Here is a 13,047-nt window from a genome sequence, read left to right on the forward strand (position 1 = left end):
TAGTGGATACATGTATTAATCCCCCTTTTAAAACCAGTACCTTATCTATTTTTGACATTTTTCATTTCGAACGCTTAAACTTTTTGCGGCTTTGTTGCCTCTTTGTGTTGTTCACCTCTATTTGTTTAACATTGTGTTCACTTTGTGGTACAAGTTGTTCACGCCTCTTGGATAAATAGAGGTGAAAATAATAAATAGAGGATATAAGGACTAAACATGAACTTTAATAAAACAGTGATAGCCACAGTTATTGGTACTGCGCTAGCAGGCGTCACACTAAGTGCGTCAAGTGGTGATTTTAAAACCGCCCCCAATTATAAATCATTTGATAATGCTCAAGTTATAAAAAAACAAAATCAACAAACTAATGTAGCTACAGCAAGTGGAATGAGTAACCAATATGATGCTCAATTAGGTAAAACGACTTTTAGATGGGCGGGTAAAAACCAGTCCGTTCCAAGTTTAGGCGCTGTCTCGCTAGAGAATAAAGTTTCACATGCTGCAGATTATTACTTAGGCCAATTGACGGGATTTTCATCTTCTAAAGGCGGTGTCGCCCAATCTGTTTTAGTTAATACTCATGATTTAGGCCGTGGTTCAATTATTGCGAAATACAAGCAAGAAGTGTCTGGTGTAGAAGTCTTTAATCGTGAGTTTAATATCATGATGGATAGGAAGTTTAATCTGGTTGCGTCATCAGGTTATTTTGCTTCTCAAAGAGCGGCTACAACTGTTACTTCAGCAATTAAAGATATCGAGGGTGCATTTGGAGATGCATCTGAGTCGATCAGTGCAGCATTTAGTGCTATGGGAGGAGATAAGGGCTCTGTGACACTCAGTGCCCAGCCTTCAAGTGGTAAGTATGAAAAGTTTACTGTTACGAACATGGCTACGGATAAAATCTTGGTAGGTGAGCCTAGAGCTAAAAAAGTTTTCTTCGAGCATAAAAATAAACTGGTTGCAGCGCATTATGTTGAAATTGAAACTGGTGCGAGCGATAGCCGTGAATCGGAATATTTCAGCTACGTCATCTCTGCAAAAACAGGGGAAATTTTATTTAAGAAGAATCTAACAAGTCACGCAGCTGATTTTAATTATCGTATATATGCGGATGAAGATGGCAAACCATGGGATAGCCCTCACGGTAATGTTATGCCAGCCCCTGAAGGAAGCGATGTTGATGCTTACTTAACAGCACCTTACTTAGATGCGCCAATGGTAACGTTAACTCATGGGCCGATAAGTACCATGGATCCTTGGTTAGCTGATGATGCAACTTCGACTATGGGTAATAACGTGACAGCATATGTTGATGCTATTGCACCGCAGGGATTAACTAATGGTGATTATCTAGCTGAAACTACGAGCAGTAATACATTTGATTACAAATATGATGATAGTGAGGCAGAGTATTCAGTAAATAATCGTAAGGCTGCGATTGTTAACTTGTTCCTGATGAATAACTATCTGCATGATGACTATTATGATCATGGTTTCGATGAAGCATCGGGTAATGCACAGGCGTTAAACTATGATCGTGGTGGTGTGGAGGGAGATGCGCTTAATGTTGAAGTGCAAGATAACTCTGGCTTTAACAATGCAAATATGAGTACACCAGCTGATGGTGGCTCGCCACGTATGCAGATGTATTTATGGGAAACGACTCAAGCAGTAAATGGCGTTGATTTTGGCGTAACAGCAACATCTCATGCATCTATCGGCATGTTAGAAGATTTAGGCTTTGCAGGTTTTGGCCCTGATGTATTCGAAGTTTCAGGGGATTTAATTCGACTTGTTGATGCTACCGATCCAATTAATGATGGGTGTGAAGCAGCGACAAATGGTGCTGATCTCGCAGGTAAGATTGCAATTATTGATCGAGGTGCTTGTAACTTTACTCAAAAAGTTAAAAATGCTCAGGATGCTGGCTCTATTGCTGTGATTATAGCCAATAATAAAGATGGTGATGCAACAATAACCATGGGGGGAAGTGATGACACTATCACTATCCCAAGTATGATGGTTTCTCAAAACGAAGGTGCTGCAATTTATGCACTTTTAGATGCGGATGAAACTGTAACAGTCAATATATTCAAAAATGATCTATCGAGAGTATTTAAAGATAGTTCATGGGATAACGCTATTGTTGCTCATGAGTGGGGCCACTACATCAGTAACCGCTTAGTAGGTAATGGTTCAGGACTTAGCAGTAATCAGGCTCGTTCAATGGGCGAAGGTTTTGGTGACTTCCATGCTTTACTCTTTGGCTCTGAAGAGGCGGATAATTTAGTTACTGGTAATGAAAACTATGCTGGAAGCTATGGTGATACTACCTATGTTGCTAGTTTTGTTAATGGTATTCGTCAATTCCCATACTCTACTAATATGGATATTAATCCGTCGACATTTGCTTATGTTGAAACTAATCCTCAAGTACATGGCTCAGGCTCGGTTTATGGGGTTATGTTATGGGATGCATTTATTGGTTTAGTTAATGATGAACGTCATACGTTTGATGAAGCTAAAGATTTAATGAAGGATTATCTTGTAGCTGGGTATAAGATGATGCCTATGGCTCCAACCTTTACCGAAGGTCGAGATGCATTATTAGCGGCAGCCTACGCAAATGATGAAGATGATTATAAAGTTATTCTTGGTGCATTTGCACGTCGTGGTATGGGATTAGGTGCAAAATCACCGAGTCGTTTTTCAACAGACCATGCAGGTGTTGTTGAATCATATAAAACTGATTTAGCGACTTATACAGTGGCTGAGCATGAGTTAGATACTAATTATGAAGGTATGACTGTCGGTTACTGCTCAAGTGATAACATTCTAGATAAAGGCGAAACAGGTACTGTTAGCTTTACCATTCAAAATGGTGGTAACCAAGCGTTAACGGGCCTTACTGGCGAAATTGTTGTGGAAAGCGATCATGATGTTACTTTTGCCAATGAAGGTATGGTTACATTTGATGATGTTGCTCTGTTTGGGTCAACGACTAGCTCTCCAATTGAGTTTACACTTAATGAAGCCGCTACTGGTGATGAATTAGTACTTAAGTTTGTGCCAGAACTTGTTGAAGGTATGGAAGCCGATGAATATATGCTTTCTACAACAGTTAATGTGGACTTTGAAACTCGTGAGTTAGTTGGAAGTACTCAGTATGAGGACTTAAATACGCTCTCTAGATTGAATGACTTCACTGAAACCGTTATAGCTGGCGGTGATATGGCCAAGGGAACATTTGGCCTAGATCAGTGGAATGCCACTGATGGATTGATCTCTGGAACTGGTAATAGTTTCACATCAGATGTCGGGTACGAAACACGCCCAACATCTGTTGGCTTTGATGGGGAGTTTACAGTTAGCTTCTGGCATCTATATAACCTAGAAGAAGGTTATGATGGAGCAGTTGTTGAGGTTAGTGTTAATGGTGGTGACTGGGTTGATGTTACCGACATGGGGGCGACCTTTACAGGTGATGGTTATACTGATACAGGCCTTGATAACACGGAAGCGGCTATTGCTGGTCGTGAGACATTCTCTGGATTCAACTATGGATGGGAAACAATTAACTTTGGCGAGAGTTTAAATGGTAACCAAGTTCAATTCCGTTTCCGTATTGCGACAGATTCAGCTGTAGTTCCAGATCCAGTGTCTGGTTTTGCTTCAGGTTGGTACATTGATGACATTACCTTCACCAATACACAGACAAGCTTATTTTCTGATGTTGTCGCTGGTGACACATTTGCATGTGATAACCGCTTGCCTAGTGTAACAACAAGTGCGAGTGCTGAAAGTGTAAATGAAGGTGAAGCTGTAACATTAACTTCTGTGACTGTCGATCCAAATGCTAATGATACCCATACATATGCATGGACACAGACATCAGGAACTACTGCCACATTAACGGGTGCAGATACAAGTGAAGTGAGCTTTACGGCTCCTGACGTTAGTGGTGATGAAACTCTAGAGTTTTCTGTAACAGTAAATGATGGAACTGGAGATGTTGTCTCTACTGTAAGCGTTCAGGTGAAGGATATACCTGAGGTTGTGCCGCCAAAAGAGCCTTTAGCCAAAGGTTCAGGCGGTTCTACAGGTTTACTTACTCTGTTATTACTTCCGTTGGCGCTTCTTCGTCGTCGTAAGTAACACTTAAGCCTTAAAGAAAAGAGCCATAACCTATTAGGTTATGGCTCTTTTTTATGTCTATGTTTTATGATTAACAGTCAAATAATCAGTAACTCTGCGCAGTTGAAGCTCGACTGTAATCAATCTCAATTTCGACTCGAGAGAGTTCACTGTTTTTGAGTAAATTTGAATAAAGGTTATATAGATCTGTTTGATTTTTTATTGGAATTAATCGGTAGGTGTTTTTAGCTATTTTATTCACTTTGTAATGGGTAGATAAACTTTCTGTTTTGGCTGTTGTGATAACGACAAAGCTTCCTTTTAAAACCCCTGATTCTGACATGATAGGGCTTGATACCGAGCTTCCTTTCACTAAAACTTTAGCGTTAGAAGTGAATTTTTGATCATTTAATTGATAACTATAGGTTTTGTTCTGTGTCTTCTTATCTTGTTCAGTGATAAGTAACTTCTTTTTATTAACAGCTTCATCTTTTGTTATGACTGTTGACGTGCTCGTTTCTACTGGCATTACACTTGGTGTTTCAGTTTTGTCGATTTTATCTGTTGAACATGCAGTAGAAAGTACTAACAGGGTACTCAACATGGCTTTTTTCATAATAATCCCTATGTTGGCCGATATATTTATATTTTGCAGTAAACATAATCGTAACATCTAGAGCTAGCCAATGTCTTGTTGCTAAATGACCCTGCTAAATCTCAAACAGATTCGTCATCACTTTATAGAGCTCAGTTCCTTGATAAACCGATGCTGAGGCAAAATGGAGTATTGGGACGCAGTCTTGCTCTAGCTTGAGTGAGGTGAGGACCTTGTCGCTGCCGTAAAGATCTAACCTAAGTATATTGGCTAGTGGCTCTCCAGCTTTTAGTGGTTTTCCTACTTCAGCTTGATACTCCACCATGCCACCTAGGGGGGAGTGATATTTTTTGTAATCTCTTAAATAGCAAGCATGGCGTGACATCATTGCAGGCTCTACTTTTTCAGTGATTACCCCTCTGTGACTTAAGTAAGCGAGTATGCCCTTGGCATCGATGAGTGCATCGTCGAGGTTAATATTTTCTTGAGAGCCTAGCTCTAGTGTAAAGGCTGATACAGGTATCTCAATTTTTCTTCCCTTAGTACCCATAAACTCTATCAGTTGCCACCAAGGACAAAAAACAGATTCATCCATGGCACCACCGAAATCATTGGGGATCATTAAGGTGTAGGGGATAGAGAAAAAGGCTGCTGCTTTTGCATCATACTCGGGGCAGTAGAGGTGTTTGCAGGACTTAGGCCCAGTATGAAGGTCGAGTACAATATCAGCCTTATGTGCCATTGATTGTAAAAGTATTGCTTGCTGGTGGCCTGTTGTGACTCCCCATTCACTATTTAGTCGCGTTTGACAAGACTCAAGCAAGCAGTCTCTAAAAGCATGGATTATCTGATCATTAGAGAGGCTTTGGTTCTCACTGTACCAAGCTTCAATATCCAATTTGTGATCAAGGTATTCTCTATTCCAGTTAACCCCTGTAATGGGATCAAATCGTCCTAGAGTAAACTCACCACTTTTTTGATTTATGCCTAAAGGGTTTGCCAGAGGCACCAGTGTGATATCGCCACGCAGGGTATAGCTCTCTAGTAACTGTATAAGTTGATAGATAACGGCGTTGCCCTGAACTTCAGCGCCATGCACGTTAGCCTGAATATAGACATTCGGTGCAGTGCCATATTCAGCCTTAAGGCTGAATATGGGGATGGTGAGGTCTTGACCTGTGGCAAGCTCGCCAACTTTTAATGAGGTTTGGGAAACACGCATTATCTATCCTTCTTATCTAACAGCTAAAACTTAGCGCCTAAAAGCTAACATCTGGAACCTAAAATCTAGAAGGAAAGCATTAAGCTTCGAACAGATTTTCGTGTAGCGCACCGACCACTTGAGCCGCTTCAGATTCAGCCACGAGTACGCACAAATTATGGGGACTGGCACCTTGGCAGATCATCCTGACGTTATGGGGTTCTAATACTTCAAATACCCGGCGGCAAACTCCTGGCGTCGACGCAATTTTATTTCCCACTATGGCGATTAAGGCTAAGTTGTCCTCAACTCTAACTCGGCAATGTTGAGATAACTCCTGTAGTAAGGCTTCACTCAGTAAACCATTACCAGCAGAATCCGATCCTGTTTTATCTAAGGTTAAAGAGACATTAACCTCAGATGTGGTGATCAAATCAACACTTATCTTGTGCCGAGCAAGAGTGGCAAAGGTTTCGGCAAGAAAGCCTTGAGCATGGAGCATCTGCAAGCTGTGTAGATTAAGTAAGGTTTGATCGCGGCGCACCGCGACAGCGCGATAAACTGGCGCCTTTTCAACCTGGTGACGGATCCAAGTTCCGCCACGTTCTGGTTCACGGCTTGAGCCTACAAATACCTGAATTTTCTGTCTAACGGCGGGTAAAATAGTTGCTGGATGCAGTACCTTTGCGCCAAAAGTCGCCATCTCTGCAGCTTCATTAAAGCTGATCTCTGCAATAGGTGAGGCGTTAGGGGCAAGGCGAGGGTCGGTAGTGTAGATACCAGCAACATCTGTCCAGATCTCAACAGCTGTGGCTTTTAAGGCTTCGGCTAACAGGGCTGCTGAATAGTCGCTGCCACCACGGCCAAGGGTGGTCGTAGAGCCTGCTTCATCGGCGCCAATAAAACCTTGGGTCACAATTCGTTGTGAGCTTAATAAGGGGAACAGTTGTTCATTTGCAAGCTTGGCAATGGTTTCAATCTGAGGCTCTGCCCGTCCAAAGTGACTATCGGTACGCATCACTTGTCTAACATCAAAGGCGCTAGCGGTTTCCCCTTTTTCTCTCAGTACGGCAGCAAAAAGCGCCGATGAGCATTGCTCCCCTTGTGCTAAGAGCTCATCCATTGTTGCTTTGCACCTATTACTACTTAGGGACTCACTGAGTATTGCAATACGGCTCAACACATTGTCGAGACGGGCTGCAACCTCTTGAGGCCTGCCAAGATCATCTAAAATTTGATATTGAATATGTGCTATCTGCTTAATGAGCTGTTTTCTGCGCTCGTCGGTTGTCTGCTCTTGAGTCAATTCAACTAAGAGGTTGGTTACCCCGCTTGAAGCGCTGACAACGATGACTCGAGTATTAGGGTTGGCAATAATAATGTCAGCACAGCGACTCATTGCTGAGTAATCGGCAACTGAGGTTCCACCAAATTTAGCTACAATTAATGACATTATGCTGCCTCCATTGAATTAGGAAACAGACGAGAAAAACAGCTTTGGAAAAATAACATGATCACGCTCCGAACTAACTTCGTTCGAAGAGCCTGGTGCAAAGATTACGCACCCTATAGAAGGGAAACAGATATCACCACCAGAAGCTCTCCACCAATAAAAGGTGACAATCTATGGGATTCAGCCCATTCGACCGATATTGAGTGATTCCAAACACTGCAACACCTCGGCGTTAATCTCCCTCATAAGCCATCATCAAAGTTTGGACTTCTCAGACTTACTACCTAGCTAACGCACCTCTTCTGTACCTCGCCTCTACCGATTGTTAACCGCAGAGTAAGGAAAGCAAAAACTATCAAATTTTAAGCAATTAAGTCAATGGCTAAAACAGATATTAACCAATAACAGTTAAAAACAGCATATAACGCCTAGAAAGTATGCATTTAAGTGGTTTATTGTGAGAATTTGTCAGAGGTAATCGGGGAGCTCATTAACTAAGTTAACTCTGGATGAGAAGTGGCCGATGAGTTGTTCTTTATGGTGAAGAGGGGAGAGAAGACAGGGGACAAGCTGCAAGTTATCATGTTCCACATAGTAGATAGCGTTTTGATTAAACATGCGACCTAGATGTAAGGCTGAATCTTTGGTGGTCGACACTGCCCAGCTTTTCTCCATATGACTGTTATCAACTGAAGTTCCGACCATGGCACGGTATGGTTGTCTGAGCTGCTCTATCTCATGTTGTAGTTGTCTATCTAAAAGTCGATTTTGGCAGGCTGAGAGGATCTCGCCTTTAGGATTATGGGCGGTAATGATGGCAAAGGAAACTTCACAAGAGAGGGGCTGAGTAAATAGAAATCGTGCATTTTGATAACATTGCCAAAGCTGATTATTCGACTGATTCATTTGCATCATACCTTCCAATTAGATCCAAAAGATTATACCTAATTGAAATAATCTTCCTAGTGGTGTGACGTGGGTCACACAATTCTTTTTTGCCACTTTCAATAAAATCAGTTACTTAGTTTTTAAAGTGTGATCAAGCTCATATCCGTAAGTAAATTTGTTAACATTTCATTTGTTAACAAATGCCTAAAACGAGTACAATAGCTTCACTTGGTTCGATGACCATTGATAAAAAATGGAAAGCATTTTGTTAGATTGGTACTTAATATCGAAGCAAGAGTTAGCCAAATTCCTGTACAAAATGTGAGCTAGACTGCATTTCACATTTTTACTTCATTTTATTTAATTTTATAGGGAACTTAACTCCCCTATTGTTAATCGAAGTGAATACAGTTCGCGTTTCTATTAAATGAGATACGCATACTTTACCATCATGGAAGTGTGTTGCTGTTTCAGTCCAGATTTGAAAGCACTACTAGATCGGTAAATTGTCATCAAGACGAGTTCGAGCGTTACGCATTGAGTGCGCTCATGGTTAGAACAGAATTGAACAAAATTAGGTAAATTAATATGCAAAACCCGCACATTCTAATCGTAGAAGATGAAGCCGTTACCCGGAACACGCTAAGAAGTATTTTCGAGGCCGAAGGATATGTGGTAACTGAAGCTAATGATGGCGCAGAGATGCATAAAGCCATGCAGGAAAACAAGATTAATTTAGTCGTTATGGACATTAATCTTCCTGGTAAAAATGGTCTTTTGTTAGCACGTGAACTTCGTGAAATCAACAACATCGGTCTAATCTTCCTAACAGGCCGTGATAACGAAGTTGATAAGATCTTAGGTCTTGAAATTGGTGCTGATGATTATATCACTAAGCCATTCAACCCACGTGAATTGACGATTCGTGCCCGTAACCTATTAACTCGTGTTAATAGCACAGGTGCTGAGTCTGAAGAGAAAAGCGCTGTCGAGTTCTACCGTTTCAACGGTTGGAGCTTAGAGATCAATAGCCGTTCATTGGTTAGCCCACAAGGCGAATCATACAAGCTGCCACGTAGTGAATTCCGCGCTATGCTGCACTTTGTTGAGAATCCAGGTAAGATCTTAAGCCGTGCTGATCTGCTAATGAAGATGACTGGTCGTGAGCTTAAGCCCCATGACCGTACTGTCGATGTGACAATCCGTCGTATCCGCAAGCACTTCGAAAGCTTGCCTGATACGCCAGAAATTATCGCAACTATTCACGGTGAAGGTTACCGTTTCTGCGGTAACTTAGAAGAGGCATAAAGCTAGCGCTTATCCCTCTATCTATGTCTGATTAGACGTTGACACTTTTAAAGCCAGTAGCCCAAAAAGCTACTGGTTTTTGTTTATTTTTAACAGTAAAAAGCACAGTTAAAGTTAAAAAAAGCCTGCAGTTGCAGGCTTTTTTATTCATCATAGCACTTAGGCGCTTAAACTTTTACTTTCCAATTGACCTCTTCGCCGGCGAAAAAAGGGACGATTGGATTGCCATTTGGCAAAATGATCTCACTTGGAACCGTCCAGCTCTCTTTCACTAGCGTGACCGTACCTGTATTTCTTGGTAGACCATAAAAATCTGGACCATGCGTACTAGCAAAGCCCTCAAGTTTCTCTATCACACCTAAATCATCAAATACTTGAGCGTAGAGTTCAAGTGCACTCCAAGCGCTGTAACAGCCTGCGCAGCCACAAGCTGACTCTTTACGGTGTTTCTCGTGAGGCGCTGAATCTGTACCTAGGAAGAATTTACTTGAACCCGTTGCAACTGCGGCTCTTAGGGCCTCTTGATGTATGTTGCGCTTGAGTACTGGTAGACAGAAGTTGTGAGGACGAACGCCGCCGACTAGCAAATCATTACGGTTCAGCAGTAGGTGTTGTGGAGTGATAGTCGCTGCCACATTGTCAGATGCAGAGGTCACGAACTCCGCTGCTTCCTTGGTGGTGATATGCTCAAAAACCACTTTAAGTTGTGGAAAAGCATCAACTATTCGTGACAAATTACGCTCGATAAACAGTGCTTCACGATCGAAAATATCGATATGTGACTCAGTCACTTCGCCATGAACTAAGAGCAGCATGCCAATCTCTGCCATGGTTTCAAATATAGGAAACAGGGCATCGAGGCCTTTTACTGCCGCATCAGAGTTGGTGGTTGCACCTGCAGGATAGAGTTTAGCTGCAACAACACCAGCCGCTTTAGCATCAATAATATCTTGCTTACTGGTGTCATTGGTAAGGAAAATAGTCATCAGAGGCTCGAAGCTTGAGCCTTCAGGACGTGCCGCTAGAATACGCTCACGATAGGCTGACGCAAGTTTGGCATCTGTGACAGGAGGTAGCAGGTTTGGCATAACAATAGCGCGCTGAAACAGTCGAGCTGTGGCCGGAACGGTTTCTTGTAACATATCACCATCACGGAAGTGAAGGTGCCAATCATCGGGAGTAAGTAGGGTGATCTGCGTCATCTATAGTTCCTATGGGTTTACGGCAAGACATAACTAGCTATTTTGTGCGCGATATTATGCCAGAAATTGAATTTTCTTGATAGCTGAGTTTATTGTTTTGCTACAATCCCAACCAGCACAGGACAGCCTTTCCTAAACCAATGAACGAGATGTTTAATACCTGAATTTTTGAGCCTAACAGTGAGAGAGCTATCTATGAGTAATATCGTGTATATCGCAGCCAGCCTAGATGGATATATTGCCGATAAAAATGGCAGTGTAGATTGGCTGCATGAGCTGCCAAACCCTGAAGGTTCAGATATGGGCTTTGGTGAACTAATGGAGCGTGTTGATGGGTTAGTGATGGGACGAAATACCTTTGAGACGGTACTTAGTTTTGGTGTCGACTGGCCCTATAATAAACCTGTATTTGTATTGAGTAATAGGTTAACTCAACTGCCTGAAGGGGTCGAAGGTAAGGCCTTTTTACTTAATGGTACTCCCAAAGAGGTGATGTTGAAGATCAAAGCTCTAGGACATAACAATCTCTATATTGACGGCGGAGTTACGATACAAAACTTCCTTAAAGCGGATCTTATTGATGAGATGATCATCACTACTATCCCGGTGCTATTGGGTGGTGGTTCCCCCCTGTTTGGTGAGCTGCTTGAACCTTTGAAATTTAGCTATGTAAAGAGTGAGCCACTGTTAGATTGTGTTGTTAAGAATTATTACTTGAGGGCACGTGATTAAATCCTTGTCATATAACAGATATACTATTTTTCCATCGAAAAGTAACAAGAGGTAAGAAGAGCGAAAGTGTTAAAGCATAAAGAGTATCGAAGGGAAGGGCCCGATTATCGCTTCGGTGAGCAGGTTAGCTTTAACGATATAAAACAAACTTTTAATCTAAACCATATCCGTATTGGTAGCTGGGTCGAAGAGGATGAGAAGCATAAAGCGGCTAATCTTATCTTTGACTCCTTAGCCGACCTCGCCTTTATTCTTAAACTTCCTCCCCATGCATTAGGTTTGAGGCAGACACTTAATCTGGCATTTGGTAGCGGGGGACAAAAAGGGGTACAAGCTCATTATGTTCCCGCGCACCGTGAACTTGCTTTGGCAAAAAATGCGGGAGCAGGGGCTTTGGCCCATGAGTTTTGGCATGCGTTTGATCACTACATCTCATCTAAGTCTTACCATATATCCCCAGTAGGGATATCTTTTGCCAGTCATTGTTGGCTCTCGGATGTGAGGCCAATAGCGCACCCGTTAAACCAGCGACTAGAGCAGGTATTCACCACTACATTACTGACAGATGATGGTGGTGATGCTAATGATTTTGTCACCCGAGGTTTAGCGCTCGATAAACAATATGGAGGGCAATATTTTTCTAAACCTACAGAGTTAATGGCAAGAGCATTTGAAGCGTGTATTGAATCATATCCTGATATTAGTAATCCCTATTTAGTCAACGAGACTTTGACCTCTTTATTAGCAACTGCTGGTGGTTATCCAGATCTTCAACATAGAAAACAGATTTTTGCTGCTCTTATTGGCTATTTTGAGCCTTTGGGTAGAGCTCTTGAGCATGAATAGACATGAAGGTAAATTGATGGCGATCACAGCTTTGCACTATAGGTGATGATCCAGTTGGCAATAATGAGAACCCCCCATTTTTATTAAGATTTAATTAAGTATTATGGATAAAACTAATACTAAACGGGGAGCAGGAGTTGTGAGCAAACTTACTCTATGCTGCCAAAATGCTAGGGGTTACTTACCTAAGTTAGGTATCGAAAGCCCCGTAGCCTGGGTTATCTACCCCATCTTTGAGGAACGACTATGAAATATCTAACTCTGCTTGCTGCTGCTCTTGTTTTTGCTGGTTCTGCTGCTGCAGTTGACTGTACTGATTGTCATGAGCCTATCGATCAGGCAACCCACGTTGAAGCTGAAGCAACACTAGGTACGTGTAATGATTGTCACGGCTTTGCTGATGCTCACGAAATGGATATGGAGCTTCATGAAGCGACATTGACCATGGCTGAGTGTGCAGACTGTCACGGAATGTAATATCCGTTGTTAGTGACAAAAAAGCGAGCTTAATAGCTCGCTTTTTTGTGTCTGGCCGTAAATGTTCCAGACATTTATCGGCATTTCCTCCATCCTTGGAGGTCTGAACACTTATGCTGCTCGCCATGGATGGATCACGAGCAGTGTTTGTGTCTGGCCGTAAATGTTCTACTTAAAATGCTCCATATATTTTGAAGTATTTCCTCCGTTG

At 42.1% G+C, this 13,047-nt stretch carries 10 protein-coding genes and 1 riboswitch; of the genes, 5 read left to right on the forward strand and 5 right to left on the reverse strand.

The features are described 5' to 3' along the window. The first annotated feature begins 216 nt into the window (after positions 1-216). Positions 217-4,155, forward strand: coding sequence for a rhombosortase-dependent M36 family metallopeptidase (locus tag K0625_RS10940; protein WP_220109716.1), 3,939 nt, complete (start codon positions 217-219; stop codon positions 4,153-4,155). A gap of 85 nt (positions 4,156-4,240) precedes the next feature. Here K0625_RS10940 and K0625_RS10945 read toward each other — a convergent pair whose 3' ends face one another. From K0625_RS10945 to K0625_RS10960, 4 genes are all read right to left on the reverse strand, one after another. Continuing rightward, entirely contained in the window at positions 4,241-4,750 is a 510-nt protein-coding gene (locus K0625_RS10945; protein ID WP_220109717.1) for a hypothetical protein, read from the reverse strand. Between the two features lie 94 nt (positions 4,751-4,844). Then, positions 4,845-5,951 (reverse strand): succinylglutamate desuccinylase/aspartoacylase family protein, encoded by a 1,107-nt coding sequence (locus K0625_RS10950; protein ID WP_220109718.1) that lies wholly within the window; start codon positions 5,949-5,951, stop codon positions 4,845-4,847. A gap of 79 nt (positions 5,952-6,030) precedes the next feature. Further along, positions 6,031-7,383, reverse strand: coding sequence for a lysine-sensitive aspartokinase 3 (gene lysC, locus K0625_RS10955; RefSeq protein ID WP_220109719.1), 1,353 nt, complete (start codon positions 7,381-7,383; stop codon positions 6,031-6,033). Positions 7,384-7,518: 135 nt separating this feature from the next. Next, a riboswitch (Lysine riboswitch) is annotated at positions 7,519-7,693 on the reverse strand. A 158-nt stretch (positions 7,694-7,851) separates the two neighbouring features. Next, complete coding sequence (locus tag K0625_RS10960) at positions 7,852-8,289, reverse strand: DUF3293 domain-containing protein (protein WP_220109720.1); 438 nt, start codon at positions 8,287-8,289, stop codon at positions 7,852-7,854. A gap of 570 nt (positions 8,290-8,859) precedes the next feature. Between K0625_RS10960 and arcA the strand changes: the two genes are divergently transcribed. Then, complete coding sequence (arcA, locus tag K0625_RS10965) at positions 8,860-9,579, forward strand: two-component system response regulator ArcA (protein ID WP_012326353.1); 720 nt, start codon at positions 8,860-8,862, stop codon at positions 9,577-9,579. Between the two features lie 167 nt (positions 9,580-9,746). On the opposite strand, the gene pyrC is transcribed toward arcA, so the two are convergent. Then, complete coding sequence (gene pyrC / locus K0625_RS10970) at positions 9,747-10,781, reverse strand: dihydroorotase (protein ID WP_220109721.1); 1,035 nt, start codon at positions 10,779-10,781, stop codon at positions 9,747-9,749. A 195-nt stretch (positions 10,782-10,976) separates the two neighbouring features. On the opposite strand from pyrC, the gene K0625_RS10975 reads away from it, so the two are divergent. From K0625_RS10975 to K0625_RS10985, 3 genes are all read left to right on the forward strand, one after another. Next, the gene (locus K0625_RS10975; RefSeq protein WP_220109722.1) at positions 10,977-11,513 is read left to right on the forward strand and encodes a dihydrofolate reductase family protein; all 537 of its coding nucleotides are present in this window, start codon (positions 10,977-10,979) and stop codon (positions 11,511-11,513) included. A gap of 66 nt (positions 11,514-11,579) precedes the next feature. Beyond that, positions 11,580-12,359 carry a CLCA_X family protein gene (locus K0625_RS10980; RefSeq protein ID WP_220109723.1) on the forward strand — a complete coding sequence of 260 codons (780 nt, stop codon included), beginning with the start codon at positions 11,580-11,582 and terminating at the stop codon, positions 12,357-12,359. 246 nt (positions 12,360-12,605) lie between these two features. After that, on the forward strand, positions 12,606-12,836 hold the full coding sequence (locus K0625_RS10985) for a hypothetical protein (RefSeq protein WP_065204418.1): 231 nt from the start codon (positions 12,606-12,608) through the stop codon (positions 12,834-12,836). Positions 12,837-13,047: the final 211 nt, after the last annotated feature.

Origin of the sequence: Shewanella nanhaiensis, from assembly GCF_019457885.1 — a bacterium.
GTDB lineage: Bacteria > Pseudomonadota > Gammaproteobacteria > Enterobacterales > Shewanellaceae > Shewanella > Shewanella nanhaiensis.

Bases quoted from the DNA above. Each gene is read 5' to 3' on its own strand.
- K0625_RS10940 (WP_220109716.1), top strand. From the start codon at position 217: ATGAACTTTAATAAAACAGTGATAGCCACAGTTATTGGTACTGCGCTA.
- K0625_RS10945 (WP_220109717.1), bottom strand. From the start codon at position 4,750: ATGAAAAAAGCCATGTTGAGTACCCTGTTAGTACTTTCTACTGCATGT.
- K0625_RS10950 (WP_220109718.1), bottom strand. From the start codon at position 5,951: ATGCGTGTTTCCCAAACCTCATTAAAAGTTGGCGAGCTTGCCACAGGT.
- lysC (WP_220109719.1), bottom strand. From the start codon at position 7,383: ATGTCATTAATTGTAGCTAAATTTGGTGGAACCTCAGTTGCCGATTAC.
- K0625_RS10960 (WP_220109720.1), bottom strand. From the start codon at position 8,289: ATGAATCAGTCGAATAATCAGCTTTGGCAATGTTATCAAAATGCACGA.
- arcA (WP_012326353.1), top strand. From the start codon at position 8,860: ATGCAAAACCCGCACATTCTAATCGTAGAAGATGAAGCCGTTACCCGG.
- pyrC (WP_220109721.1), bottom strand. From the start codon at position 10,781: ATGACGCAGATCACCCTACTTACTCCCGATGATTGGCACCTTCACTTC.
- K0625_RS10975 (WP_220109722.1), top strand. From the start codon at position 10,977: ATGAGTAATATCGTGTATATCGCAGCCAGCCTAGATGGATATATTGCC.
- K0625_RS10985 (WP_065204418.1), top strand. From the start codon at position 12,606: ATGAAATATCTAACTCTGCTTGCTGCTGCTCTTGTTTTTGCTGGTTCT.